This window comes from Veillonella sp. ACP1, from assembly GCF_000286635.1.
GTDB classification, from domain to species: Bacteria; Bacillota; Negativicutes; order Veillonellales; family Veillonellaceae; genus Veillonella; species Veillonella atypica.
In genome coordinates this window covers 323825-347338 of the sequence record NZ_ALKL01000010.1, presented here as the reverse complement: position 1 = coordinate 347338, position 23514 = coordinate 323825, and the positions used below count along the sequence as shown (strand labels likewise).

Annotated in this window: 22 protein-coding genes; all 22 read left to right on the top strand. The window is 36.8% G+C overall.

The window, feature by feature from the left end:
- The first annotated feature begins 2 nt into the window (after positions 1-2).
- The 22 genes from rsgA (at position 3) to mnmA (ending at position 23503) form a co-directional block, all read left to right on the top strand.
- Positions 3-866: a ribosome small subunit-dependent GTPase A gene (rsgA, locus tag HMPREF1151_RS04805; protein ID WP_009661131.1), complete on the top strand. Its 864-nt coding sequence runs from the start codon at positions 3-5 to the stop codon at positions 864-866.
- A gap of 1 nt (position 867) precedes the next feature.
- On the top strand, positions 868-1518 hold the full coding sequence (gene rpe, locus HMPREF1151_RS04800) for a ribulose-phosphate 3-epimerase (RefSeq protein WP_009661048.1): 651 nt from the start codon (positions 868-870) through the stop codon (positions 1516-1518).
- Positions 1519-1756: 238 nt separating this feature from the next.
- Positions 1757-2476 (top strand): 30S ribosomal protein S2, encoded by a 720-nt coding sequence (gene rpsB, locus HMPREF1151_RS04795; protein WP_005379396.1) that lies wholly within the window; start codon positions 1757-1759, stop codon positions 2474-2476.
- 112 nt (positions 2477-2588) lie between these two features.
- On the top strand, positions 2589-3269 hold the full coding sequence (gene tsf / locus HMPREF1151_RS04790) for a translation elongation factor Ts (RefSeq protein WP_005379419.1): 681 nt from the start codon (positions 2589-2591) through the stop codon (positions 3267-3269).
- 62 nt (positions 3270-3331) lie between these two features.
- Complete coding sequence (gene pyrH, locus HMPREF1151_RS04785; RefSeq protein ID WP_005378934.1) at positions 3332-4057, top strand: UMP kinase; 726 nt, start codon at positions 3332-3334, stop codon at positions 4055-4057.
- A gap of 6 nt (positions 4058-4063) precedes the next feature.
- Positions 4064-4624 (top strand): ribosome recycling factor, encoded by a 561-nt coding sequence (frr, locus tag HMPREF1151_RS04780; RefSeq protein WP_005378949.1) that lies wholly within the window; start codon positions 4064-4066, stop codon positions 4622-4624.
- Positions 4624-4875, top strand: coding sequence for a hypothetical protein (locus HMPREF1151_RS04775; protein ID WP_005383252.1), 252 nt, complete (start codon positions 4624-4626; stop codon positions 4873-4875). The genes frr and HMPREF1151_RS04775 overlap by 1 nt, the downstream gene beginning before the upstream one ends.
- The gene (locus HMPREF1151_RS04770; RefSeq protein WP_005378832.1) at positions 4856-5617 is read left to right on the top strand and encodes an isoprenyl transferase; all 762 of its coding nucleotides are present in this window, start codon (positions 4856-4858) and stop codon (positions 5615-5617) included. Before HMPREF1151_RS04775 ends, HMPREF1151_RS04770 begins: the two co-directional genes overlap by 20 nt.
- Positions 5618-5620: 3 nt before the next feature.
- Positions 5621-6442: a phosphatidate cytidylyltransferase gene (locus tag HMPREF1151_RS04765; protein ID WP_005378915.1), complete on the top strand. Its 822-nt coding sequence runs from the start codon at positions 5621-5623 to the stop codon at positions 6440-6442.
- Between the two features lie 27 nt (positions 6443-6469).
- Positions 6470-7621, top strand: coding sequence for a 1-deoxy-D-xylulose-5-phosphate reductoisomerase (locus HMPREF1151_RS04760; RefSeq protein ID WP_009661237.1), 1152 nt, complete (start codon positions 6470-6472; stop codon positions 7619-7621).
- Position 7622: 1 nt separating this feature from the next.
- On the top strand, positions 7623-8639 hold the full coding sequence (rseP, locus tag HMPREF1151_RS04755; RefSeq protein WP_009661208.1) for an RIP metalloprotease RseP: 1017 nt from the start codon (positions 7623-7625) through the stop codon (positions 8637-8639).
- A 24-nt stretch (positions 8640-8663) separates the two neighbouring features.
- Positions 8664-9740, top strand: coding sequence for a flavodoxin-dependent (E)-4-hydroxy-3-methylbut-2-enyl-diphosphate synthase (gene ispG, locus HMPREF1151_RS04750; RefSeq protein WP_005379002.1), 1077 nt, complete (start codon positions 8664-8666; stop codon positions 9738-9740).
- A gap of 4 nt (positions 9741-9744) precedes the next feature.
- Positions 9745-11463 (top strand): proline--tRNA ligase, encoded by a 1719-nt coding sequence (locus tag HMPREF1151_RS04745; RefSeq protein ID WP_009661043.1) that lies wholly within the window; start codon positions 9745-9747, stop codon positions 11461-11463.
- 176 nt (positions 11464-11639) lie between these two features.
- Complete coding sequence (locus tag HMPREF1151_RS04740; protein WP_009661138.1) at positions 11640-12464, top strand: PHP domain-containing protein; 825 nt, start codon at positions 11640-11642, stop codon at positions 12462-12464.
- Positions 12465-12484: 20 nt separating this feature from the next.
- Entirely contained in the window at positions 12485-13363 is an 879-nt protein-coding gene (locus HMPREF1151_RS04735) for an Asp23/Gls24 family envelope stress response protein (RefSeq protein WP_009661250.1), read from the top strand.
- 8 nt (positions 13364-13371) lie between these two features.
- Positions 13372-14688, top strand: a complete 1317-nt coding sequence (gene miaB / locus HMPREF1151_RS04730) for a tRNA (N6-isopentenyl adenosine(37)-C2)-methylthiotransferase MiaB (RefSeq protein WP_009661060.1) — start codon at positions 13372-13374, stop codon at positions 14686-14688.
- A 2-nt stretch (positions 14689-14690) separates the two neighbouring features.
- Positions 14691-17312, top strand: a complete 2622-nt coding sequence (mutS, locus tag HMPREF1151_RS04725) for a DNA mismatch repair protein MutS (RefSeq protein WP_009661142.1) — start codon at positions 14691-14693, stop codon at positions 17310-17312.
- On the top strand, positions 17312-19270 hold the full coding sequence (gene mutL, locus HMPREF1151_RS04720; RefSeq protein ID WP_009661128.1) for a DNA mismatch repair endonuclease MutL: 1959 nt from the start codon (positions 17312-17314) through the stop codon (positions 19268-19270). The genes mutS and mutL overlap by 1 nt, the downstream gene beginning before the upstream one ends.
- Before the next feature lies 1 nt (position 19271).
- Complete coding sequence (locus HMPREF1151_RS04715; RefSeq protein WP_009661316.1) at positions 19272-20066, top strand: class I SAM-dependent methyltransferase; 795 nt, start codon at positions 19272-19274, stop codon at positions 20064-20066.
- Positions 20063-20986, top strand: a complete 924-nt coding sequence (gene miaA, locus HMPREF1151_RS04710; protein WP_009661112.1) for a tRNA (adenosine(37)-N6)-dimethylallyltransferase MiaA — start codon at positions 20063-20065, stop codon at positions 20984-20986. Before HMPREF1151_RS04715 ends, miaA begins: the two co-directional genes overlap by 4 nt.
- Positions 20987-21003: 17 nt before the next feature.
- Positions 21004-22242 (top strand): methionine gamma-lyase family protein, encoded by a 1239-nt coding sequence (locus HMPREF1151_RS04705; protein ID WP_009661186.1) that lies wholly within the window; start codon positions 21004-21006, stop codon positions 22240-22242.
- A gap of 199 nt (positions 22243-22441) precedes the next feature.
- Complete coding sequence (gene mnmA / locus HMPREF1151_RS04700) at positions 22442-23503, top strand: tRNA 2-thiouridine(34) synthase MnmA (RefSeq protein WP_009661196.1); 1062 nt, start codon at positions 22442-22444, stop codon at positions 23501-23503.
- Positions 23504-23514: the final 11 nt, after the last annotated feature.

Here is a 23514-nt window from a genome sequence, read left to right as displayed (position 1 = left end):
GTATGAGTACAGGTATTGTAATTAAAAATATGAATGGTTACTTTTATATTCAAGATGAATTTGGAACCATTCATGAATGTAAGGTGCGGGGACGTATTAAAAAGTCGAAATATAGTTTGCTTGTAGGTGATCGTGTAGAGTTTTCAGAAGATGGATTCGTTGAGAATATCTTGCCACGTCACAATTCAATGATACGTCCTGCTGTCGCTAATATCGACCAAGTTATCCTTGTTGTTGCTTCTCATAATCCTGACATTAATGAGTTATTACTCGATAAAATGTTAGTAATGATTGAACATGCTGATATACCGGTCATTTTGTGCATAAATAAGTACGATGTCGGTGATGCATCGACAGATGTATTAATCGATAAGTACAAATCGATTGGATATCATGTTATCACTACATCGGCCATAAATCATATCGGTATTGATGAATTACGCAATCATTTGCAGCACAAGATTACTGCTTTTGCAGGACCTTCCGGTGTTGGTAAAAGTAGCCTCTTAAATGCAGTGGATGAAAAATTTGCATTCCAGACGGGTGAGATAAGCGATAAGATTAAACGTGGGAAGCATACAACACGTCATGCCTCATTGTTTAGTTTAAATGCTGATTCATTTATCATGGATACACCTGGCTTTAGTTCTATTGAATTTACTGATATTACATTAGAACGATTACCTACACTATTCCCTGAATTTTCTGATTATGTAGAAGCTTGTAAATTTAATCCTTGTTATCATGAGCATGAACCGATTTGTGGTATCAAGGAGGCTTTGGCAAATCATAAAATTTTTGAAAGTCGCTATGATGCGTACACGAATATTCGAAAAGATATACAAAACCAAAGAAAGAGGTTTTAAAATGATTAAAATAGCTCCATCTATGTTATCCGCAGATTTTTCAATATTGCGTGATGAAATTAAAAGTGTTGAACTTGCTGGTGCTGATTATCTTCATATCGATGTTATGGATGGACATTTCGTGCCTAATCTTACATTTGGCGGACCTATTGTAAAAGCTATCCGCCCACATACTGCATTGCCTTTTGATGTACATTTGATGGTCACTAATCCGGCTGATTATGTTGAAGAATATGCAAAAATTGGTGTTGAGTACTTTACCTTTCATCAAGAAACAGTTCCTCATATGCACCGATTGATACAGCAGATTAAATCCGCTGGTATGAAAGCAGGGGTTGCGCTCAACCCAGGGACACCAGTTTCGATGTTAGAAGATGTGGCCGGAGACTTAGATATGATTTTAATCATGTCCGTCAACCCAGGATTTGGAGGACAATCCTTTATTCCACGGGCTATAGAAAAAGTTAAACAAGCGAAACTTTTATTGGATTCAGCTGGTAATAATGATGCTGTTATAGAGGTTGATGGTGGTATTAACGATATTACTTGCATACCAATTAAGGATGCAGGTGCCACCATGTTAGTTGCTGGATCTGCTGTATTTGGGGCTCCTGATAGAGCGAAGATGATCGAAGCAATACGTAATAATTAATATAAAATATATCTAGATTCGAGTAAAAATCATAAGTTTTTTATTGTAGATATATACTATGCTATAAAGAGTCAGTAATTCTTTTGTAATTACTGACTCTTTACTTGCTTTTAGAATATTTTTTTGTTAAAATTACTAGGTATGAAAAATATGCACGTCAGTGGACTTCGGTACTGTGCCTAATTTTGGGTGACCCGAAGGATGAAGCGGCGGAGGTTAATTAACAGGAGGTGCCACAATGGCAGTTGTATCAATGAAACAATTATTAGAGGCTGGTGTACACTTTGGTCATCAGACTAGAAGATGGAACCCTAAAATGGCGAAATTCATCTTCACTGAACGCAATGGTATTTATATCATTGACTTGTCTAAAACAGTTAAAAAAGTAGAAGAAGCTTACAATTTCTTACGTGAAGTTGCTTCCCAAGGCGAAGTAATCTTGTTCGTAGGTACTAAAAAACAAGCTCAAGAAGCTATTAAAGAAGAAGCTATCCGTGCTAACATGTTCTTCGTTAACGAACGTTGGTTGGGCGGTATGTTGACTAACTTCAAAACAATTGAAACTCGTATTAAACGTTTAAAACAATTGGAAGCTATGGCAGAAGATGGTACTTTTGAAGTATTGCCTAAAAAAGAAGTTATCGGTCTTCGTCATGAAATGGAAAAATTGGAAAAATATCTTGGCGGTATCAAAGATATGCCTAAAATGCCAGGTGCTCTTTTCGTAGTTGATCCTAAAAAAGAAAAAATCGCTATTGCAGAAGCTAAAAAATTGGGTATTCCAGTTGTTGCAACAGTTGACACTAACTGCGATCCAGACGAAGTTGAATTCCCAATCCCAGCAAATGATGACGCTATCCGTGCAGTAAAATTATTGGCTGGTAAAATGGCTGACGCTGTTCTTGAAGGCCGTCAAGGCGAATCCTTCGAAGAAGGCAATGCTGAAGCTGCAGAATAATTCTGTTAGCACTTAATCATAATTGATTAGCATTTGAAAGATAAATCTATAACATATATAATTAGGGTAAGGACTATATCCTTACCTTAATTAGTACTAGGAGGAACAAATAATGGCAATTACTGCTGCTATGGTAAAAGAATTGCGCGACATGACTGGCGCAGGTATGATGGATGCAAAAAAAGCATTAGTTGAAACTGACGGTAATATCGATAAAGCGGTTGACCTTCTTCGTGAAAAAGGTTTGGCTGCTGCAGCTAAAAAAGCTGGTCGTATCGCAGCTGAAGGTGTAGTACAATCCTACATTCATGCTGGTGGTCGTATCGGTGTTTTAGTTGAAGTTAACTGCGAAACTGACTTCGTTGCTAAAACTGATGATTTCCAAAGCTTAGCACGCGACATCGCAATGCAAATCGCAGCTGTTAACCCTACATACTTAAACCGTGAAGAGGTTCCTGCTGAAGTAATCGAACATGAAAAACAAGTATTGTTGGAACAAGCTAAAGCAGAAGCTGAAGAAGATGTTAAAGCAGGCCGTAAACCAAAACCTGAAGCTGTTTTGGAAAAAATGGTTAATGGCCGTATTGAAAAATTCTATAAAGAAAATTGCCTATTAGAACAAGCGTTCATTAAAGATGGTGACAAAACAGTTACTGATATCATTAATGAAAATATTGCAAAAATCGGTGAAAACATCAACGTACGTCGTTTTGTTCGCTACGGTTTGGGCGAAGGCATTGAAAAACGCCAAGATGACTTCGTAGCAGAAGTAATGGCATCTGTTGGTAAATAATTAATAAATAATAAGAGAACACCGTACCGTGTTCTCTTATTTTGCAATAGAGGAGTATACAAATGGCAAAGAGACACTTTAAACGTATTGTTTTGAAGTTGAGTGGTGAAGCATTAGCGGGTGATCAAGGTTTTGGTATTAACCCTGATGTAGTTGAAAAGTTTGCACAAGAAATTGCAGCTTTGGCAAAATCCACTGATTTAGAAATCGCTATTGTTGTTGGTGGCGGTAACCTATGGAGAGGGTTAGCTGGTAGCAATCAAGGTATGGATCGTGCTACAGCTGACTATATGGGCATGTTGGCAACAGTGATGAACTCCTTAGCATTGCAAGATGCATTAGAACAAGCTGGCGTAGATACTCGCGTACAAACAGCTATTGAAATGCAGGAAATTGCAGAGCCTTATATTCGTCGTCGTGCAATTCGTCATTTGGAGAAAAAACGTATCGTTATCTTTGGCGCAGGCCTTGGGAAACCTTATTTCTCCACTGATACAACAGCTGCATTGCGCGCTGCAGAAATTGAAGCTGATGCAATTTTGATGGCTAAAAAGTTTGCTGATGGTGTATATGATTCTGATCCAAAAACAAATCCTAATGCCGTTAAATTTGATGAATTAACATATAATGACATTATTACAAAAGAATTAAAAGTAATGGATTCTACATCCACTACATTATGTAAAGACAATAATATCCCTATTATCGTTTTCAGCATGGATATTCCTGGTAATATTACCAAAGCTGCAAAAGGTGAAGAAGTAGGGACTATCGTTCGCGGAGAATAAACCACTATGGAATTAAAAGAATTAATGCAACAACAAGAAGAACGTATGAATAAGTCCATCGAGTCTTTAAAGCATGAATTTGCTTCTATTCGTACCGGTCGTGCTAGTACTGCATTACTTGATAAGGTGATGGTTGATTACTACGGATCTCCTACGCCAATTAATCAAGTAGCTAATATTTCTGTACCAGAACCTCGTATGATTTTAATTGCACCATGGGATAAATCCATGATTGGTGCTATTGAAAAAGCTATTTTACAATCAGATTTGGGATTAAACCCAGGTAATGATGGTACGGCTATTCGTTTGACAATTCCTCAATTAACAGAAGAACGTCGTAAGGAAATTGTTAAAGTAGTTCATAAGAAAGCTGAAGATGCAAAGGTAGCAGTTCGTAACATTCGTCGTGATGCTAATGATGCATTGAAAAAAGAAGAAAAAGCTAAAACGATTACTGAAGATGATGCTAAAGATGGTTTAGATCAAATTCAGAAATTAACGGATAAAAAGATTAAACAAATCGATGAATTGAAAGCCGTTAAAGAAAAGGACGTACTAGAAGTATAATGACTAATTCTAGTAGTCTTATTGGAATGCCTTGGCAGCTTGCAAAGTCTCAATTGCAGGCTGCCCATATTCCTTTTAAGGTAATAATAGGCGATAATTTTAATCGCTTTTTTGAGATAGCCTCTGAAGGCTATTATGTCGCAAGAATCACTGAATCTGAGGATATGCTTCATATCATTCTATATAGACCTATGGTTGCAAGTGATTTTGGACATACTCTGGAGGTAATGTATGCTGAGGAAACTATTTAAACGCCATACCTCATCTACAGTTAATATAGATGAACACAATGTGCCTCGTCACGTAGCTATTATTATGGATGGCAATGGACGTTGGGCAAAGCGTCGTGGCATGCCTCGGTCAATGGGACATCGAGCAGGTGCTGATGTATTAAAAGAAATTGTTATTGCTGCTGATGAAATCGGTGTAAAAGCATTAACAGTATATGGATTCTCAACGGAGAACTGGAAACGGCCTGAGCAAGAGGTTTCTCTTTTGATGGCCTTGATTAAAGAATATTTACAAAAAAACGTACAATATATGCATGAACATAATGTTCGTATACGTTTCATTGGATATATTCAAGGACTTTCAGAAGAATTACAAACGATTATTTCTGATTCCGAAGCATTAACTAAGAATAATACAGGCCTAACCTTACAATTAGCTATTAATTATGGTGGGCGTGATGAGATAGTACGGACTGTACAAGGAATAGCACAATCTGTGTTAGAGGGACAACTTGCAGTTCAAGATATTACTGAACAATATGTTAGCAGTCATTTGTATACGCAAGAGTTTAGTGATGTCGATTTACTAATACGTCCTAGCAAAGATTATCGTATTAGTAACTTTTTATTATGGCAGTTAGCATATGCCGAATTTTGGTTTACTGATTTACATTGGCCAGATTTTACAAAAGAAACATTATTAGAAGCTATAGCAGCCTATCAAAAACGAGAACGTCGTTTTGGTGGCTTGCAAGAGGAATAATCGATGCTTAAAACACGTGTTATCACTGCAGTTATCGGGTTTATCATTGCGTTAGGTGCCATTACACTAGGTGGCTTAACATATGATATACTCATTACATTATTAGCACTTATTGGATGGCGAGAATTTATACTGCTAAGTAAGGCTAAACATGTTCGTGTACCGGTATTGTGGGGATACCTTTCAATTATCGCTATCATGATATCCTTGTGGTTTGGCAGTTATACAGTAAGTATGGCTTGCTTTGTATTCGCCATTATTTCCAATTATCTAATGTGTACATTTGGTGAAAATACATATTCTATGAGTAGCGTTTCTTATAGCTTATTTGGTTTGCTATATATAGTAATGGGACTAGGCTCATTATTATTGATACGTCATGACTGGCTCTATAGTTCATTAACAATGCCTATTGTTGGTGAAAGTTGGGGCGTAGTTATGCTATGGTTATTATTGTTTTCAACATGGGCTAGCGATACCTTTGCGTACTTTGCCGGTCGTGCATTTGGTAAACGTAAAATTGTACCGTCCATAAGTCCTAATAAAACATTAGAAGGTTTTATTGGCGGTTTTATCGGCTGTGTTGTAACTGGTATTGTGTATGCTGTAATCAGTCATATACCAGTCTATATAGGTGCCTATGTTGGCATCATTTGTGGTGTATTAGCACCTTTAGGTGATTTATTTGAATCTAAATTAAAACGATTATGTAATGTAAAAGACTCAGGTACACTATTACCTGGTCATGGTGGGGTTTTAGATCGTTTTGATAGTTTAATGTTTACCGCACCAGTTACATTATTATTAATTTTATGTTTTGCATAATAAACATAAACAGAAAAGAAGGCTTTTATGAAGTACGTAAGTATATTGGGAAGCACTGGCTCAATTGGTACACAAACATTAGATGTTATTAAGCAACATCCTGACCAATTTAAAGCCGTTGCATTAGTTGCTCACCGTAATATTGATTTATTAGAACAACAAATTAATGAATTTAATCCATTAATAGCTGGTGTAGTTGATGAACAAGCATATATGCTTCTTAAAGAACGTTATCATGGTTCCACTAAAATTATAGGTGGTAAAGAAGCTTTGATTAGTGCAGCCACAATTCAAGAAGCTACTATGGTGGTTACCGCAATTGTTGGTGCTGTTGGTATTGAGCCAACTGTAGAGGCCATTAAGGCCCGCAAGACTATCGGCCTTGCCAATAAAGAAACATTGGTAGCAGGTGGACCTCTAATTACGGCACTTGCTAAGGAATATAATGTTGCTATTTTACCTATAGACAGTGAACATAGTGCTATTTTCCAATGTTTGGAAGGACAAACTAAATCGAATGTAGATTCATTGATATTAACTGCTTCAGGTGGGCCACTTCGAACCTGGCCTAGTGAACGTATTGCTTCTGCTACGGCAGAGGATTGTTTAAAACATCCTACATGGAATATGGGGAGCAAAATTACTATTGATTCTGCTTCTTTATTTAATAAAGGGCTAGAGGTCATTGAAGCCCATTGGTTATTCGACTTTGATTTTGATCATATCGATGTGGTGGTTCACCCTCAAAGTATTATTCATTCCATGATTCGTTTAAATGATGGTGCTATCCTTGCACAAATGGGTAATCCTGATATGCGTGAACCAATTCAATATGCTTTAACATATCCTAAACGGATGCACCTTGATATGAAACATTTGGACTTTAAAGAATTACTCACTCTTGAGTTTATGCCTCCTAGAGTGGATGATTTTCCTGCTTTAAATTTAGCATATGAAGTTGGTAAAATTGGTGGTTTTAAGCCAGCCGTATTTAATGCAGCTAATGAAACTGCCGTATATGCATTTTTAGATGGAAAAATCATATTTAGCGATATCTATAAAATCGTTACCGCTGTTTTGGAATCCATGGGAAGAGAAGATGATTTTACTCTCGATAACTTACTAGCTATCGATCAATGGGCTCGCATAAAAGCTTCAGAATTTATAAATAGGAGATAGTATGATTACGGCTTTAGCCACAATATTTGTATTTGGTCTAATCGTGTTTATTCATGAACTAGGTCATTTTATAACTGCAAAATTATCGGGCATGCGTGTTGATGAATTTGCTATTGGTTTTGGTCCTGTTTTGTTAAAAAAACAGTATGGCGAGACCTTATACTCTGTTCGTTGTATTCCGTTAGGTGGTTTCAATCGCATCGCTGGAATGACACCTGATGAGCCATTAGATGATGGTTCATTCTATACAAAACCAGCTTATAAAAAACTTATTGTTATTTCTGCTGGTGCTATTTTTAATTTCTTATTGGCTATAGTCATTTATTTCGGCCTAAATGCTACAGTGGGGACAATGGTTTCTACTGATAAGCCTATAATTGGCAGTGTTATTACAGGTGGTGCTGCAGATTTAGGAAAATTACAGGGTGGAGACATTATACTTTCCATTGATAACCAACCTATTTCCAAGTGGTCAGAGATTTCTGAACGTTTGAAAGGCACAGCTAATCACGGTGTTACCGTTGTAGTAAATCGTAATGGTGACACAGTTGAAACTACTGTAATTCCAAAGATTGAAAAGGATACACCAAAGTTAGGTATATATCAAGCGTATGAAACAATACCTCATAGTATAGGGGATTCTTTCATACTAGCTGTTCAGAAAACAGGATATATTATTGTAGCTATGGTAGATGGACTACGTGAAATGGTTGTAGGTACAGAGCAGGCTGAAGTATCTGGACCGGTTGGCATTTCACATATGGCAGGTTCTATAGCTCAACAAGGCTTTGCACCTCTATTGAGTTTTGCGGCATTGCTAAGTATTAATTTAGGTGTTATCAATCTTTTGCCGTTACCAGTTCTTGATGGTGGGCATCTCATCATCATTTTAATAGAGGCCATTACAAGACGTAAATTACCGGCTAAAGCTTTGATGTATATTCAAATGATTGGTATTGCGTTATTAGTTACAATATTTGTATATGCTACCGCAAAAGATATACTACAATTACTATAAATAAGTCATAGTTAGGAGTTATATATGATTACTAGAAAACCAACAAATGGTATCTATGTAGGCAATGTAAAAATTGGCGACTATGCACCTGTTAGTATTCAGTCAATGATTACTACTGATCCTGTACATACGGAAAAGGCGATTGCTGAAATCAATCGATTAGCTGATGCTGGTTGTGAATTAGTTCGAGTTGCAGTTCCTACAATGGAATCTGCAAAAGCATTAAAAGCGGTACGTGCAGGAATAACCATTCCTCTTATAGCAGATATTCATTTTGATTATAAATTAGCATTAGAAGCCATTGATAATAATGTAGATGGCCTTCGAATTAATCCAGGCAATATCGGTGGAGAGGATAAGGTGTTGGCCGTTATTGAAAAGGCTAAACCTAAGCAAATTCCAATTCGTATTGGTGTCAATGCTGGTTCTTTACCACAACATATATTAGACGCTTATGGAGGTCATCCAACAGCTGATGGTATGGTTGAGACTGCATTGGAACACGTACGTATTTTAGAGAAATTAGACTATAAACAAATGAAGATTTCTATTAAAGCTACCGAAGTACCACTTATGGTAGAAGCTTATAGAAAGCTTTCAGATAAAATACCATATCCATTGCATTTAGGTGTAACTGAGGCCGGTACCATTAAACAAGGTACGATTAAATCGGCTATGGGTATTGGTGCATTGCTATTAGATGGTATCGGTGATACCTTGCGCGTATCCTTAACAGGTGACCCTATTCATGAAATTGAGGTGGGTAAAAGTATTCTAAGCAATTTAGGTCTTAGAAACTTTGGAGCTACCATGATTTCATGCCCAACATGCGGTCGTTGCCAAGTTAATTTATTTGATATGGCAAGCATTGTAGAAGAACGTCTAGCATCCATTTCTGCACCTATTAAGGTTGCCGTAATGGGATGTGTCGTTAATGGACCTGGTGAAGCTAGGGAAGCCGATTTTGGTATTGCCGGTGGCAAAGGTCAAGGTATCGTTTTCAGAAAAGGGGAAGTTTTAAAAACCGTACCCGAATCTGAACTAGTAGATACTTTATTTAGAGAAATCGATCAATATTTAGAAACAATTGATAAGGAGTAATTGTATGTTAGCCAGTAAATTATATGCCCCAACATTACGGGAAGTTCCATCTGATGCAGATGTGGTAAGTCAACAGCTTATGTTGCGCGCAGGTTTTATGCGTAAGGTTGCTAATGGTTTATATAGTTTTTTACCGTTGGGCTGGCGAAGCATCAAAAAAATTGAAGCTATCATTCGCGAAGAAATGGACCGTTCTGGTGCACAAGAGATTATGATGCCTATTTTGCAACCAGCAGAGATTTGGAAAGAATCTGGTCGTTGGAATGCGTATGGTGCTGAAATGATGCGTATCAATGACCGCCATGATGTGGAGTACTGCTTAGGACCAACTCATGAAGAAATGATTACAACATTGGTAAAAAATGAAATTAATTCATATCGTCAATTACCAGTTAATCTTTATCAAATCCAAAGTAAATTCCGCGATGAACGTCGTCCACGATATGGTTTAATGCGTAGCCGCGAATTTATCATGAAGGATGGTTACTCCTTTGACATTGATGATGCAGCGGCAGATGTTTCTTACAAAAATATGTATGATGCATATAGTCGTATTTTTACTCGTTGCGGTCTTACTTTTAGACCTGTAGAAGCAGATAGCGGTGCTATTGGTGGTAGCAATACCCATGAATTTATGGCTATTGCTGAAGCCGGTGAAGCAGATATTATTCACTGTTCCGCTTGTGACTATGCAGCGAATATTGAAATCGGTAAACCTGGCATTATGAAGCAAGCAGAAGAAGCTTTAAAAGAATTAGAAGTAGTAGATACACCTCATGCATCTACTATTGAAGCTGTTGCAGAGATGCTCAATTTACCTTTGGAAAAAACTATTAAAGCAGTAGTATATGCTATTGAAGATAAAGTAATTCTAGCTATGGTTCGCGGTGATCATGATGTGAATGAAGTGGCTGTTCAACATGCTGTTAATGGTTCTGTAGAACCTGAAATGGCAACACCTGAACAATTGGAGAAGGTTGGATTGACAGCTGGTTTTATCAGCCCAGTAGGTCTTAAACAAACTGATGATTTTGCTATAGTTGTAGATGAATCTGTTATGGAAACTTACAATGTTTGTGGTGGTGCAAATAAAGCTGATGCTCATTACATCAATATCAATCCTAAACGCGATTTTAATACAGAAGATATTGTCGTAGCACCTATTCGTTTGATTACTAAAGACGATGTGTGCCCTGAATGCCATAGTCCTTTAGAATACAGTAAAGGTATCGAAGTAGGCCAAGTATTTAAGTTAGGTACTAAATATTCTGAAAGTTTACAAGCTACATACCTTGATCAAAATGGTCGTCCTAATGCAATGGTTATGGGCTGTTATGGTATTGGCGTTAGCCGTACATTAGCTGCAGCTATTGAACAATATCATGATGAAAATGGTATTATTTGGCCTCGTGCTATAGCTCCATTTGAAGTAGTTATTGTTCCTATTAACGCAAAAGATGAAGCTCTAATGTCCACAAGTACATCTATTTACGATATATTGTTAAACAATAAAGTAGATGTATTATTAGATGACCGTAAAGATCGGGCTGGTGTTAAGTTTAAAGATGCTGATCTTATTGGCTACCCATTGCGTATTACAGTAAGTAAAAATACGTTGGAAAGCAATGAGGTTGAAATCCGCGTTCGTAAAACAGGTGAAGCTATTAATTGTCCAATCGATGAAGTATCTAACAAGGTACAAGAATTATTGAGCCAATTATAATTAAATTGCGATTCTAGTGAAAGCTCATTGGAATCGCAATTTTTATATTTATATATATGTGAATACATTCAATTTCATATTGAAAACTTTTAGTTAATACCTTGTAAAAACTTGAATAAACAAGCGGAATAAGTCATAATAAAATGATAGGGTAATGTAATAATTTGGAGGTAATTATGCGTGTAGATTTTCATATGCATTCTACATTTTCTGATGGTGTAGAAACACCAGAACAGCTATTACAGCATGCTATTGAAGCTGATTTGAAAATGATTGCATTAACTGATCACGATGAAATTGCTGGTATAGATGTAATGTTACAAAATAATAGTTCTATTCAAATTATTACAGGTTGTGAGTTCAGTGGTCACTATAAAGGTAAGGATATTCATATCTTAGGTTATGGATTTAATCATCATGATGAAGGATTACGGAAATTCATTGAATTTTTCAAAGAAAAACGTGAATCAAGAATAAAAGAAATTATTAGTCGATGTATTGCTCATGGCTATGACATTTCTTTTTCTGAATTACAAAATTTATATCCAAATACTAAGTCCTATGGTAGACCACATGTTGCTAGATTATTAATAGATCATGGCTATGCCAAAGATGTACAAGATGTATTTGATGGTATATTAAATTCAAAAAGCCCTTGTTATATACCTAAAGTAAAATTAGAAGTACCTGAAATTTTAGATATTATTCATAATGCAAATGGTCTAGCTGTGTTAGCTCATCCAAAACTAGTCCGTAATGATGATTATGTTATAGAATTATTAAATTATAACTTTGATGGTGTAGAAGTATATCATTCTAAACATGATCATGATGATGAAGTAAAATATTTAGCTATGGCAAATGAACGAAATTTATTTGTTACAGGTGGATCTGATTATCATGGAATACCTAATCGATATCCTTATCATTTAGGTGAATATGTTGTAGATAGTAATCTAGTAAATCAATTTATTGAACGCATACGCTGTATATCTGCGTAATTATAGATGTGAGGTGTACTATGGAAGTTATTGCTTTTGTAGGTGGTAGTGGGACCGGTAAAAGCCATCGGGCTCTCGTACTAGCTCATGAAAATAGTGTGGAATGCATTATTGATGATGGTATTTTAATTCATGATAATAAAATTGTAGCCGGCTTTTCTGCAAAAAAAGAATCTAGCCGTTTAAAGGCTGTTCGTCGTGCTATATTCCAAGATCCTGTTCAAGTTAAAGAGGTTCGTAGTCAATTAGATGCAATAAATCCTAATCGATTGATGATTATCGGTACATCTGATAATATGGTCAAAAAAATTACAAAGGCATTGGGGATTCAAGAACCAGATCGATATATTCGCATTGAGGATGTGGCAACCCCTAAAGAAATCGAAAAAGCACAGTATGCACGATTAAAGGAAGGCAAGCATATCATTCCAGTTCCAACAATGGAATTAAAGCCTCATTTTAAAGGCTATCTTATCGATCCAATTAAGACGATTTGGCGTCGCCGTACATTGCGTAAACAAGATCCTGATAAAATTGGTCAAATTGGATCTGAAGGCTTTGAACGTTCTGTTGTTAGACCAGCCTTTAGTTATTATGGTCGTCTAACCTTTGATGATGAAGTCATCATTAAATTAATTCGAAATGGCCTAAAAAAGGTACCTGGTGTTGATGCTTCATCAGATATCGCTTTCAAAAAGAGCTCTAAAGGTCAGAACGGTTTAATGCTAGATATGTCAGTTGTTATTGAACAAGGACATCCGGTTAAACCACTTATGCAACAGGTACAAAAATCTGTGCGAAACGAATTAGAATACATTACAGGCATGTCTGTAGAGCGGATGTCTATAAAAGTAAAAAATATTGTAGAAACAAAACGTAAGATTATAAAACATATTTAGGAGTTAGAATGAAGTCATATTATATATATACCTATGGTTGTCAAATGAATACCGCTGATTCTGAGCGCCTTTCACATCAACTTGAAACAGTAGGTTATATACCGACCGATGATGTAGAATCGGCAGATTTAATATTATTGAATACCTGTGCGGTACGTGAAACTGCTGAAACGAAAGTATTCGGTCGTATTGGTGAATTAAAACGGTTAAAACAAAAAAATAAAGATTTGATCATTGCTATCACAGGTTGTATGGCACAAAAAAATCAAGCTGAAATGTTTAAACGAGCACCTCATATCGATATTGTACTAGGTACTCATAATATTCAACATATTAATGAAATGATTGCTGAGGTTAAGCGTACTCATAAGCACCAAATCAATGTTGATATGGATAATACAGTACTTCCAGAATTACAGGCAAAACCTAATGGCACATTTTTTGCTTGGGTTCCTATTATGAATGGTTGTAATAAATTCTGTACCTATTGCATCGTTCCTCATGTACGGGGACGTGAAATTAGCCGGCCTGTAGAAGCAATTGTAAAAGAAGTAACAGAGTTAGGTGCAAAAGGGTTTAAAGAGATTACTTTATTAGGACAAAATGTAAATTCCTATGGCTTAGACTTTAAAGATGGTACCGATTTTGGAACATTAGTAGATGCACTTGATCATATCCCAGGGATTGAACGTATTCGTTATATGACTAGTCATCCTCAAGATATGACTAAATCAATGATTGATGCATTGGGACGTTCTAGTAACATCGTTACGCATTTACATCTACCAATTCAATCCGGTTCCGATAGAATTTTAAAGAAGATGAATCGCCATTATACGGTGGAACATTATAAAGAATTATTATCCTACTGCAGAGAGAAAATTAAAAATGTGGTTGTAACAACCGATATAATCGTAGGTTTTCCTGGGGAGACTGAGGAAGATTTTGAACAAACGCTTCAATTATTAAAGGATGTTCGCTACGATATGGCCTATACTTTTATTTACTCTAAACGGTCTGGTACACCTGCTGCTACTATGGATGAGCAAGTTCCAGAAGAAGTAAAACGCGTTCGTCTACAGCAATTGATGGATATTCAAAATGAAATTTCACTAGAGCTAAATAAAACTATGGAAGGCCACGTATTTGATATTATTGTAGAAGGTCCAAGTGCTAAAGATGAAACCATGTGGTTTGGTCGTACGTCAGGGAATAAGATGGTATTATTCCCAAAAGATGATGAGTTAACTATCGGTGATACTGTACCAGCCTATATTGATAAAGCACAAACATGGGTCTGCTACGGTACCATTCAAAAGGGGTAAGAATGGCAAAAAAAGTAACACCAATGATGGAACAATATTTAGACATTAAATCGCGACACAGCGATGAGCTTTTATTTTTCCGACTTGGTGATTTTTATGAACTATTTAATGAAGATGCATTAATTGCATCGCGAGAATTGAATATCACCTTAACAGGTAGACCAACTGGCAATGAGGAACGAACACCTATGTGTGGCGTTCCTTTTCATGCTGCTGAAAGTTACATAGAAACTTTGGTTAAAAAGGGGTACAAAGTCGCTATCTGTGAACAATTAGAGGACCCTAAGGCCGTAAAAGGCATCGTTAAACGGGATGTTATCCAAGTCATCACACCGGGAACTGTAATGACAGAAAATGGTAATGATGCACGGAGTAATAACTTTTTAGCCTTGTTTTATTTAGTTAAAGAAGCATGGATTCTTGTATTCTCCGATATATCTACAGGCGAGGTTATTTGGGATCGTGTACCACAGAATAATATAAGTCAAATATATGATTCCCTTAGCATGTATAGACCTGCTGAAATCATTGTTCCTGAAGGCACTATTTTGCCACAAGCGATAGTAGATTTCATTCATAATCAATTTAATAATGTAGTATTGTCTCCGTTTACTTCCTTTGAAAGTGTAGATTCTGCATGTAAACTCGCAAATAATCACTTTCAAGATATGGGACTTATGGAAGAAGATGTATTAGCTGCATTAGGCTTTATGCTCTTATATTTACAAGATGTTATTAAGACCGAAATTTCTCATATTAATTATGTACATCAAATGGATGTAGGCAATCGGTTAATCCTGGATACATCATCTTTGCGCCATCTTGAGATTACTCACAATTTACGCGACGGCGGTGTAAAGGGAACATTATTAGATGTACTTGATAGAACGTTAACGCCTATGGGGGCCCGTTTATTAAAACAATGGCTGGAAAGCCCTCTTACAGATATACCGACCATTCAACGACGACAAGCTGCAGTTGCTGAGCTTATATCTCGCAATGCAGAACGCTGTGAAATACAAAGTTATTTAGATTGTATTTATGATTTCGAACGTATCGTAGGTCGTATTGAAACTGGATCTGTATCTCCGCGAGACTTTACATCACTTCGGGAATCCTTGCAAGTATTACCTAATATTAAGACTCTGCTTAAAGAGTTTTCTGGCTTATCATTAACATCTATTAATAGTCGTATTGACGATCATGCAGATATATATGATCTATTGAGTAGAGCTATTGCAGAGCAACCTGCGTTAACATTAAAAGATGGTCGAGTTATTCGAGATGGCTATAATGAAGAATTAGATGAACTTCGTTCACTAGCTACTAATAGTGAAGTATGGCTTCAAAAACTAGAGGATAAGGCTAGGGAAGAAACTGGTCTTAAACTTAAAACAAAATACAATAAGGTTTTTGGCTACTTCTTTGAAGTTAGCAAAGCTCAAGTTGATAAGGTACCAGCCTATTTTATTCGGAAACAAACCACAGTTAATGCAGAGCGTTATATTACACCTGATTTAAAAGAATTTGAAATTAAAATTCTCAGTGCCAAGGAAAAGATTGTTTCCTTAGAGCAACAACTATATCAAGATTTACGGAATCAAATTAAAGGGGTTATCAAAAAGGTTCAGGAAACAGCTAGGGCTTTAGCAGAACTTGATGTGCTTGCATCATTAGCAACCGTTGCCTATGAGTCTAATTATATTTGCCCTAATATTGTGATGAATGGGCAAATTAATATTCGCGATGGACGTCATCCAGTGATAGAAAAATTCTTAAAAAGAGAGGTTTTTGTTCCTAATGATGTCGTACTCAATCATGATGACGAAGAATTCATGCTCATAACTGGCCCTAATATGGCTGGTAAATCCACATATATGAGACAGGTAGCAATTCTTATGATTATGGCTCAAATAGGCTCCTTTATACCTGCCAGGGAGGCCACTATTTCTCCTGTAGATCGTGTATTTACACGTGTTGGTGCGAGCGATGATATTTCTACAGGCCAAAGTACTTTCATGGTTGAAATGAAAGAAGTTGCCTATATTCTTGAAAATGCTACATCTAAGAGTTTGATTATTCTTGATGAAATTGGTCGTGGTACAAGCACCTTTGATGGTTTAAGTATTGCGCAAGCAGTGGTGGAGCATATTTGTAAACATATTCATGCTAAGACATTGTTTGCAACGCATTATCATGAATTAATTCCTTTAGAAGAGGTATATCCAAGACTTAAAAACTACACAGTAGCTGTTAAAGAAAAAAGAAAGGATATAGCCTTTTTACGCCGCATCATTAGAGGTGGAGCTGATAGAAGTTATGGTATCCACGTAGCAAAATTGGCAGGTTTGCCAGCTCAAGTTTTAAAACGAGCCGAAGTTATTCTAGAATCATTAGAAGAGCAGAATACTGATTCAGATGATTTAAATAATCGTGTTATTACATCAGAAGCTGTTATTAAATATAATAAACCTACTGTTGATACAGATGATTTTGGCAATTTATTCACCCATTCTGTGGTAGATTCACTGTTGGCTATTGATGTTAATACTATGACGCCTATTGAGGCTTTGAATGCAATTCATCAATTACAGGCAGAAGCGCGTAATGGAGGCGGTAAATAATGGCAACCATTCATGTCTTAGATGAGACCACCATTAATAAAATAGCGGCTGGGGAAGTTGTAGAACGGCCTGCATCCGTGGTAAAAGAACTCATTGAAAACTCTATTGATGCCGGATCTACATCTATTGAGGTAGAAATCGGTGAAGGCGGTAGCGCATATATGCGTATTACTGATAATGGCAAGGGGATGACTGAGGAAGATGCACGCCTTGCTGTTCTTAGGCATGCAACCTCGAAGATTCAATGTGTAGAAGATTTATTTGATATTGCATCCTTAGGATTTCGGGGGGAGGCTTTGGCGAGTATCGCCTCTGTTTCTCATTTTGTTTTGACAACTAGAACCGTTGATCAAGAACTTGGTACACGAATCCTTATCGATGGAGGAACCTTTACTGATTGTATTCCTTATGGTGCTGCTCCAGGCACAACGATTGAAGTGAAGGAGTTATTTTTTAATACACCAGCTCGTCGTAAATTTCTAAAAACAGAACGTACTGAATCATCGAAAATTCAAGATATTGTTGGTAAATTAGCATTAAGTAACCCGCATATTGCATTTAAATTAACCATAGATGATCGTGTAGCCATCATTACACCAGGCTCTGGTTCCATACAGGATACGGTGGCTGCATTGTATGGATATAAAACTAAGAATGATATTTTCACTATAGCTTATGAAAGTGAGGATATTTATATTGAAGGTGTTGTATCTAAGCCCACATTATTAAAGAGCACGCGAATTTGGCAAACCATTATCGTTAATAATCGCGTCATCTCTGATAAGACAATTTTAAAGGCTATTGATAATGCGTACCATGCATTATTACCTAAATCAGGCTATCCATTGGTTTTATTGCACATTACGGTGCCTGCCAATATGGTTGATATCAATGTTCATCCTCGTAAGAGCGAAGTGAAATTTGAAGATGATAAAATTATATTTAAAGCTGTGTATCATGCAATTCTAAATGCTTTAAATAACCCTCTTCATAAACGGTATGAACGGGAGTCATCGTCATACGTACAACCTCTAGAAACTGAATCAAAAGTTAGTGGATATGATTCATACCAATCACCACAGGTATTCAGTGATCATATTGATACAGCCGAGCATATCGCAACAGCCATTGATTATGATAAGGTCTTTGGAGGACGTCGTACTAAAGGCTATGAGGTACTTCGACAAGATACGCGTGATTTTGTGGATGCTTTAAAAGAGAAAGGGTTCACACCACCAGCTCCTAAGGCCACATTCGAACAAGAGTCTTTTGAGGAATCTTCCTTTACATCTGTGCCAACAGCTTATACTAGCTATACTACAGAAGATAAAGAGCGATTCCATCAAATACAAGAACAGCATATAGAAGATGAATCTAGAGATATACAAAAATCTGGCTTTTTACCAATGGGACAAGTCGCATCTTGTTATATATTGGCTAAAAAGGGAGATGATTTATATATAATAGACCAACATGCTGCGCATGAACGAGTTCGTTATGATAAATTGTGTAAGTCCTCAGAATCCATACCAATGCAAAGTTTATTAGTTCCTCTATATAGTAATGCTACAGAGGACGAAATGAATATTGTTGAAAATGATCAACAAGCATTGTTGGATTTAGGTTTCGAAGTAGAACTTGGTGGACCTAATCAAATCAAATTAGTTGGCGCCCCTGTCGATCTAGTGGAAAGCAAAGCCCAGGAAATTTTATCTTATGTCTTTACTTATTTGCATGACCATGAACAGCCTACAAAGGCACAATTGCGTCATGAAATGCTAGCTTATGCATCTTGTAGGGGGGCCATTAAATCTGGACACAATCTTAATATGTACCAAATGACCACACTTATTGAAGATTTATTCCATACAGATAAACCTTATGTGTGTCCTCACGGTCGCCCAACTATTATTAAATTTACACCTGATGAATTAGGTAAGTTATTCTTAAGGTCTTAATATGATAATTACAACATCACAAAAAGCATCTTCAGAGGTCAAAGCAGAAACAAAAGAATTAGCTAATTCATTAGATCTAATATACAAAGAGCGTCATAAAAAACCTATTTCTGAATTGTTATTAGAGGATATGCCCGTAGCGGTTGTTTCTAAGAATCAATTGACAATTCATTTTAACGAGGAACAGGAACATAGGTTTCACTTATCAATGGCACAATTGCGTATTTTACGCCTACAACGCGGAGATGATGACCACCTTGTAAAAGCTATAGAATCGTTAAGCGCGGACTCTTCTAATTCCATATCTATAGTTGATTGTACGCTAGGTCTTGGCAGTGATAGTATTATCATGTCTTATGCGTTTCCAAATGCACATATTATAGGACTAGAGGCATCATATCCTATATGGTTATCTACGTGGTTTGGATTGAAACATCATATTCATGAGGATATGACTGTAACAAATGCACTACGTCGCGTTGATGCTCGTCATGATAATTTTGAAAGCTTTTTACAGGGGCAACCAAATGATAGTGTGGATATATTATATTTTGACCCTATGTTTGAAGTCCCTATTGAAGAAAGTCCTCAATTTAAACCATTGAGAGGACATACTTCGGAAGGTAGAATCACAGATTCTGTTATTCAGGAAGCTAGGCGCGTTTGTCGATTAGGTTTTATTATCAAAGAACGGCCGTTTAGCTCTGTATTTAAAGATTTTCCACCATCTAAATGGGTGGGTGGCAAATATAGTCGTATCGGCTATGGTGTTTACAGTAATAAGGGGTTACAATGAAAAATTTAATAACAATTGTAGGTCCTACAGCTGTAGGTAAGACTGATCTAACATTAGCATTGGCTAAACGCTATCATGGTGAAGTGATTTCTGGTGATGCGTATCAGGTATATAAACATTTGAATATAGGCACCGCTAAACCAACTGCTGATGAATTATCTATAGTTCCACATCATCTTATTGATATATTAGATCCTAATGATGATTACAGTGTATCAATTTTTCAACAACAGGCTAAGACATTAATTGATACGTTAAATCAAAATCAGATACTGCCAATTCTATCGGGTGGCACAGGTTTATATGTGCAATCATTGCTGGAGAATTATAATTTCAATGATATAAAACCTAATACAGAGCTCAGAAGCGAATTGGATGAGTTATATGCTGAATATGGCATAGAGGGCTTACGTCAGTATGCTCATAATTTGGCAGAAAAAGGTGGCATAGAAATTAAATATACTGATAAACATCGATTATATCGCGCCATTGAATTAATGACGGCTGGTGATTTTGATGCATTAACAAGTCAGACAAAAGACGGTTTATCCTATGAAGGACCTGTTATTGGATTACAACGTGAACGCAGTGATTTATATAATCGAATTAATCGTCGCGTAGAAATCATGTTTGAAAAAGGTCTCGTTGATGAAGTCAAACAGTTACTAACAAATGGAGTGAATCCAAACTGTCAGGCCTTTAAAGGTATTGGCTATAAAGAAGTTGTACAGTATATAGAAGGACTCATCAGTTATGATGCATGTGTTGATTTAATTCAAAAAAATACGCGACACTTTGCAAAACGACAGATTACGTGGTATAAACGTATGCCGTATATAAAATGGATTACCATAGATTCACAAACAACAGAAGCCGAAATTTATGGTATGGCTTGTAATATAATTGACTCAAGTTTTTAATAGATAAAGGATAGAGAATGACATTAGAAGAAATACGTAGTAAAGCCCTTGAAATGGCTGAACCACAATTTAAAAAGTTTGAACCTATTGCATTAGCAAATACGAAAAAGGTATTAGAAGCATTTAAAGAGTGTCAAGTATCTGACTATCATTTTACAGGCACAACCGGTTATGGTTATAACGATGTAGGCCGTGAAAAATTAGATGAAGTATTTGCCTATGTATTCAAAGGCGAAAAGGCTCTCGTGCGCCCACATTTTGTATCGGGTACTCACGCATTAGCTACCACACTGATGGCTATTATGGGAAATGGCTCTAAAGGAACTGAATTTATCTATGCCGTTGGAGCTCCTTATGATACCATGCAATCCGTTATAGGCTATACTCGTCCTGTTAAGGGTTCATTGATTGAAAAAGGTTTTACCTATACAGAAGTGCCCCTTAACAATAATACCTATGATTTGGACGCTATAGGACAGGCTGTTAATTCCAATACGCGTGCTGTGGTTATCCAACGTTCTCGTGGGTATAGTACTCGTGAGCCATTGTCGATTGCGGATATTAAAGCGATCGTTGATGTTGTGAAAGTTAAGAATCCGGAAACCATTTGCTTTGTAGATAATTGCTACGGTGAATTTACAGAGCTTCAAGAGCCATTAGAGGCCGGTGCTGATATCATGGCAGGTTCTCTCATCAAAAATGCTGGCGGTGGTTTAGCACCAACCGGTGGCTATATCGTGGGCCGTGAGGATTTAGTTGAAGATGCATCATATCAATTGACGGCTCCAGGGCTTGGTGATCATATGGGTTCCTATGCTCCTGGCTATCGTCTATTCTTCCAAGGCTTATTTATGGCCCCTCATGTAGTGTTACAAGCACTTAAAGGAGCTGTGTATACAGCTGCGGTAGGTGAATTACTAGGATATGAAGTATTTCCTAAGGTAGATGCAGCGCGTTATGATTTGATTCAAGCCATCAATTTAAAAAATGGCGAGGAAATGGAGCATTTCTGTGTAGGCATGCAAGCTTACTCTCCTGTAGATGCGCATGTGCATCCAATTCCTGGGGATATGCCTGGTTATGAAGATAAAATTATCATGGCTGGCGGTACCTTTGTACAAGGGTCATCTATTGAACTTAGTGCTGATGGTCCTGTGCGCCCTCCATATACAATCTTCATGCAAGGTGGTCTTGTATTTGAACATTCTATGCTCGGCATTTTAGGTGCGGCAGAGGAATTATTAAAACATAGATAACCTTTTGAATCTCTTTCTTTGATGGAAAGAGATTCTTTTGTTTCAAATCTTTTCAATATACCTCGTTCTAGGCTATAATATAAGTTGCTATAATTTCATAGCAATACTACTCGGACTTTTACACCGAATTAGTGTTTTTACACGTCAGGCTTTCACCCTGATTAGTTGTATGATCAAGAGATCATTAAAAGGAGAAAGTATGGAAAAAGTTATCGCTGTAGCTATGAGTGGTGGCGTAGACAGTTCTTTAACTGCTGCAATGCTACTAAAACAAGGCTATAAAGTATTTGGTATTACCCTATGGCTGTGGGTGAGTGGTACTCCTTATGATGAGGTTCCCCTCGCCGTAACAGATGCTAAGAAAATGTGTGATTTTCTTGGTATTGAACATCACGTTATCGATGCGCGAGATGTATTCTACGATAATGTGGTAGATTACTTTGTAAAAGAATATGCTTATGGGCGTACACCAAATCCTTGTGTATTCTGTAATAAAAATATCAAATTTGATTTGATGCTTAATCGTGCTCTTGAACTCGGTGCCACCCATATGGTTACTGGTCACTATGCACAGGTTAATTATAATGCGGATACTGGTTTATATGAACTGCATAAAGGTGTTGACCCTACAAAGGATCAAAGCTATGTTATGTACAATATGAACCAACGAATTTTGAGTCATCTCATGTTCCCTTTGGGTGGACAATGTAAGACTGAAACTCGTAAACTAGCTGCTGAGTATAATTTGCCTGTAGCTAAAAAACCGGATAGTGTAGATATTTGTTTCTTGCCTCATGGTAACTACCAAAAACTAGTGGTAGAAGAAATGAAGACGAAACCAAAATCTGGTAATATCGTTACTGAAGATGGTGAAGTATTAGGGAAGCATAATGGTTTATTTAATTACACCATCGGTCAACGCAAAGGACTAGGCATTGCTTATAAACATCCTCTATATGTTATTGGATTTAATGGTGAACGAAATGAGGTCATCGTTGGTCCTAATGAACGACTCTTTACAAATCGTATGATTTGTAAGTTCTATAACTTCTTAGATGACACGATTCACAAAGAATTAAAGGCAGAAGGTAAGATTCGTTATGCGGCTACGCCTTCACCTTGTACAGCTAGCATCTTGGATGATGAGACGATGGAGGTTGTTTTTGAGGAACCTCAACGGGCTATTACACCAGGTCAGTCCGTAGCCTTTTATAATGGCACTCAACTACTAGGAGGTGCTGTTATCGATCGCGTATGTTAGAAAGGAGAATA

Excerpts from the sequence above, each read along its gene's own strand:
- HMPREF1151_RS04760 (WP_009661237.1), top strand. The coding sequence starts at position 6,470 with ATGAAGTACGTAAGTATATTGGGAAGCACTGGCTCAATTGGTACACAA.
- pyrH (WP_005378934.1), top strand. The coding sequence starts at position 3,332 with ATGGCAAAGAGACACTTTAAACGTATTGTTTTGAAGTTGAGTGGTGAA.
- HMPREF1151_RS04715 (WP_009661316.1), top strand. The coding sequence starts at position 19,272 with ATGATAATTACAACATCACAAAAAGCATCTTCAGAGGTCAAAGCAGAA.
- HMPREF1151_RS04765 (WP_005378915.1), top strand. The coding sequence starts at position 5,621 with ATGCTTAAAACACGTGTTATCACTGCAGTTATCGGGTTTATCATTGCG.
- miaB (WP_009661060.1), top strand. The coding sequence starts at position 13,372 with ATGAAGTCATATTATATATATACCTATGGTTGTCAAATGAATACCGCT.
- ispG (WP_005379002.1), top strand. The coding sequence starts at position 8,664 with ATGATTACTAGAAAACCAACAAATGGTATCTATGTAGGCAATGTAAAA.
- miaA (WP_009661112.1), top strand. The coding sequence starts at position 20,063 with ATGAAAAATTTAATAACAATTGTAGGTCCTACAGCTGTAGGTAAGACT.
- mutS (WP_009661142.1), top strand. The coding sequence starts at position 14,691 with ATGGCAAAAAAAGTAACACCAATGATGGAACAATATTTAGACATTAAA.
- HMPREF1151_RS04775 (WP_005383252.1), top strand. The coding sequence starts at position 4,624 with ATGACTAATTCTAGTAGTCTTATTGGAATGCCTTGGCAGCTTGCAAAG.
- tsf (WP_005379419.1), top strand. The coding sequence starts at position 2,589 with ATGGCAATTACTGCTGCTATGGTAAAAGAATTGCGCGACATGACTGGC.
- rseP (WP_009661208.1), top strand. The coding sequence starts at position 7,623 with ATGATTACGGCTTTAGCCACAATATTTGTATTTGGTCTAATCGTGTTT.
- mnmA (WP_009661196.1), top strand. The coding sequence starts at position 22,442 with ATGGAAAAAGTTATCGCTGTAGCTATGAGTGGTGGCGTAGACAGTTCT.
- HMPREF1151_RS04735 (WP_009661250.1), top strand. The coding sequence starts at position 12,485 with ATGGAAGTTATTGCTTTTGTAGGTGGTAGTGGGACCGGTAAAAGCCAT.
- HMPREF1151_RS04740 (WP_009661138.1), top strand. The coding sequence starts at position 11,640 with ATGCGTGTAGATTTTCATATGCATTCTACATTTTCTGATGGTGTAGAA.
- HMPREF1151_RS04745 (WP_009661043.1), top strand. The coding sequence starts at position 9,745 with ATGTTAGCCAGTAAATTATATGCCCCAACATTACGGGAAGTTCCATCT.
- HMPREF1151_RS04770 (WP_005378832.1), top strand. The coding sequence starts at position 4,856 with ATGCTGAGGAAACTATTTAAACGCCATACCTCATCTACAGTTAATATA.
- rpe (WP_009661048.1), top strand. The coding sequence starts at position 868 with ATGATTAAAATAGCTCCATCTATGTTATCCGCAGATTTTTCAATATTG.
- HMPREF1151_RS04705 (WP_009661186.1), top strand. The coding sequence starts at position 21,004 with ATGACATTAGAAGAAATACGTAGTAAAGCCCTTGAAATGGCTGAACCA.
- frr (WP_005378949.1), top strand. The coding sequence starts at position 4,064 with ATGGAATTAAAAGAATTAATGCAACAACAAGAAGAACGTATGAATAAG.
- mutL (WP_009661128.1), top strand. The coding sequence starts at position 17,312 with ATGGCAACCATTCATGTCTTAGATGAGACCACCATTAATAAAATAGCG.
- rpsB (WP_005379396.1), top strand. The coding sequence starts at position 1,757 with ATGGCAGTTGTATCAATGAAACAATTATTAGAGGCTGGTGTACACTTT.
- rsgA (WP_009661131.1), top strand. The coding sequence starts at position 3 with ATGAGTACAGGTATTGTAATTAAAAATATGAATGGTTACTTTTATATT.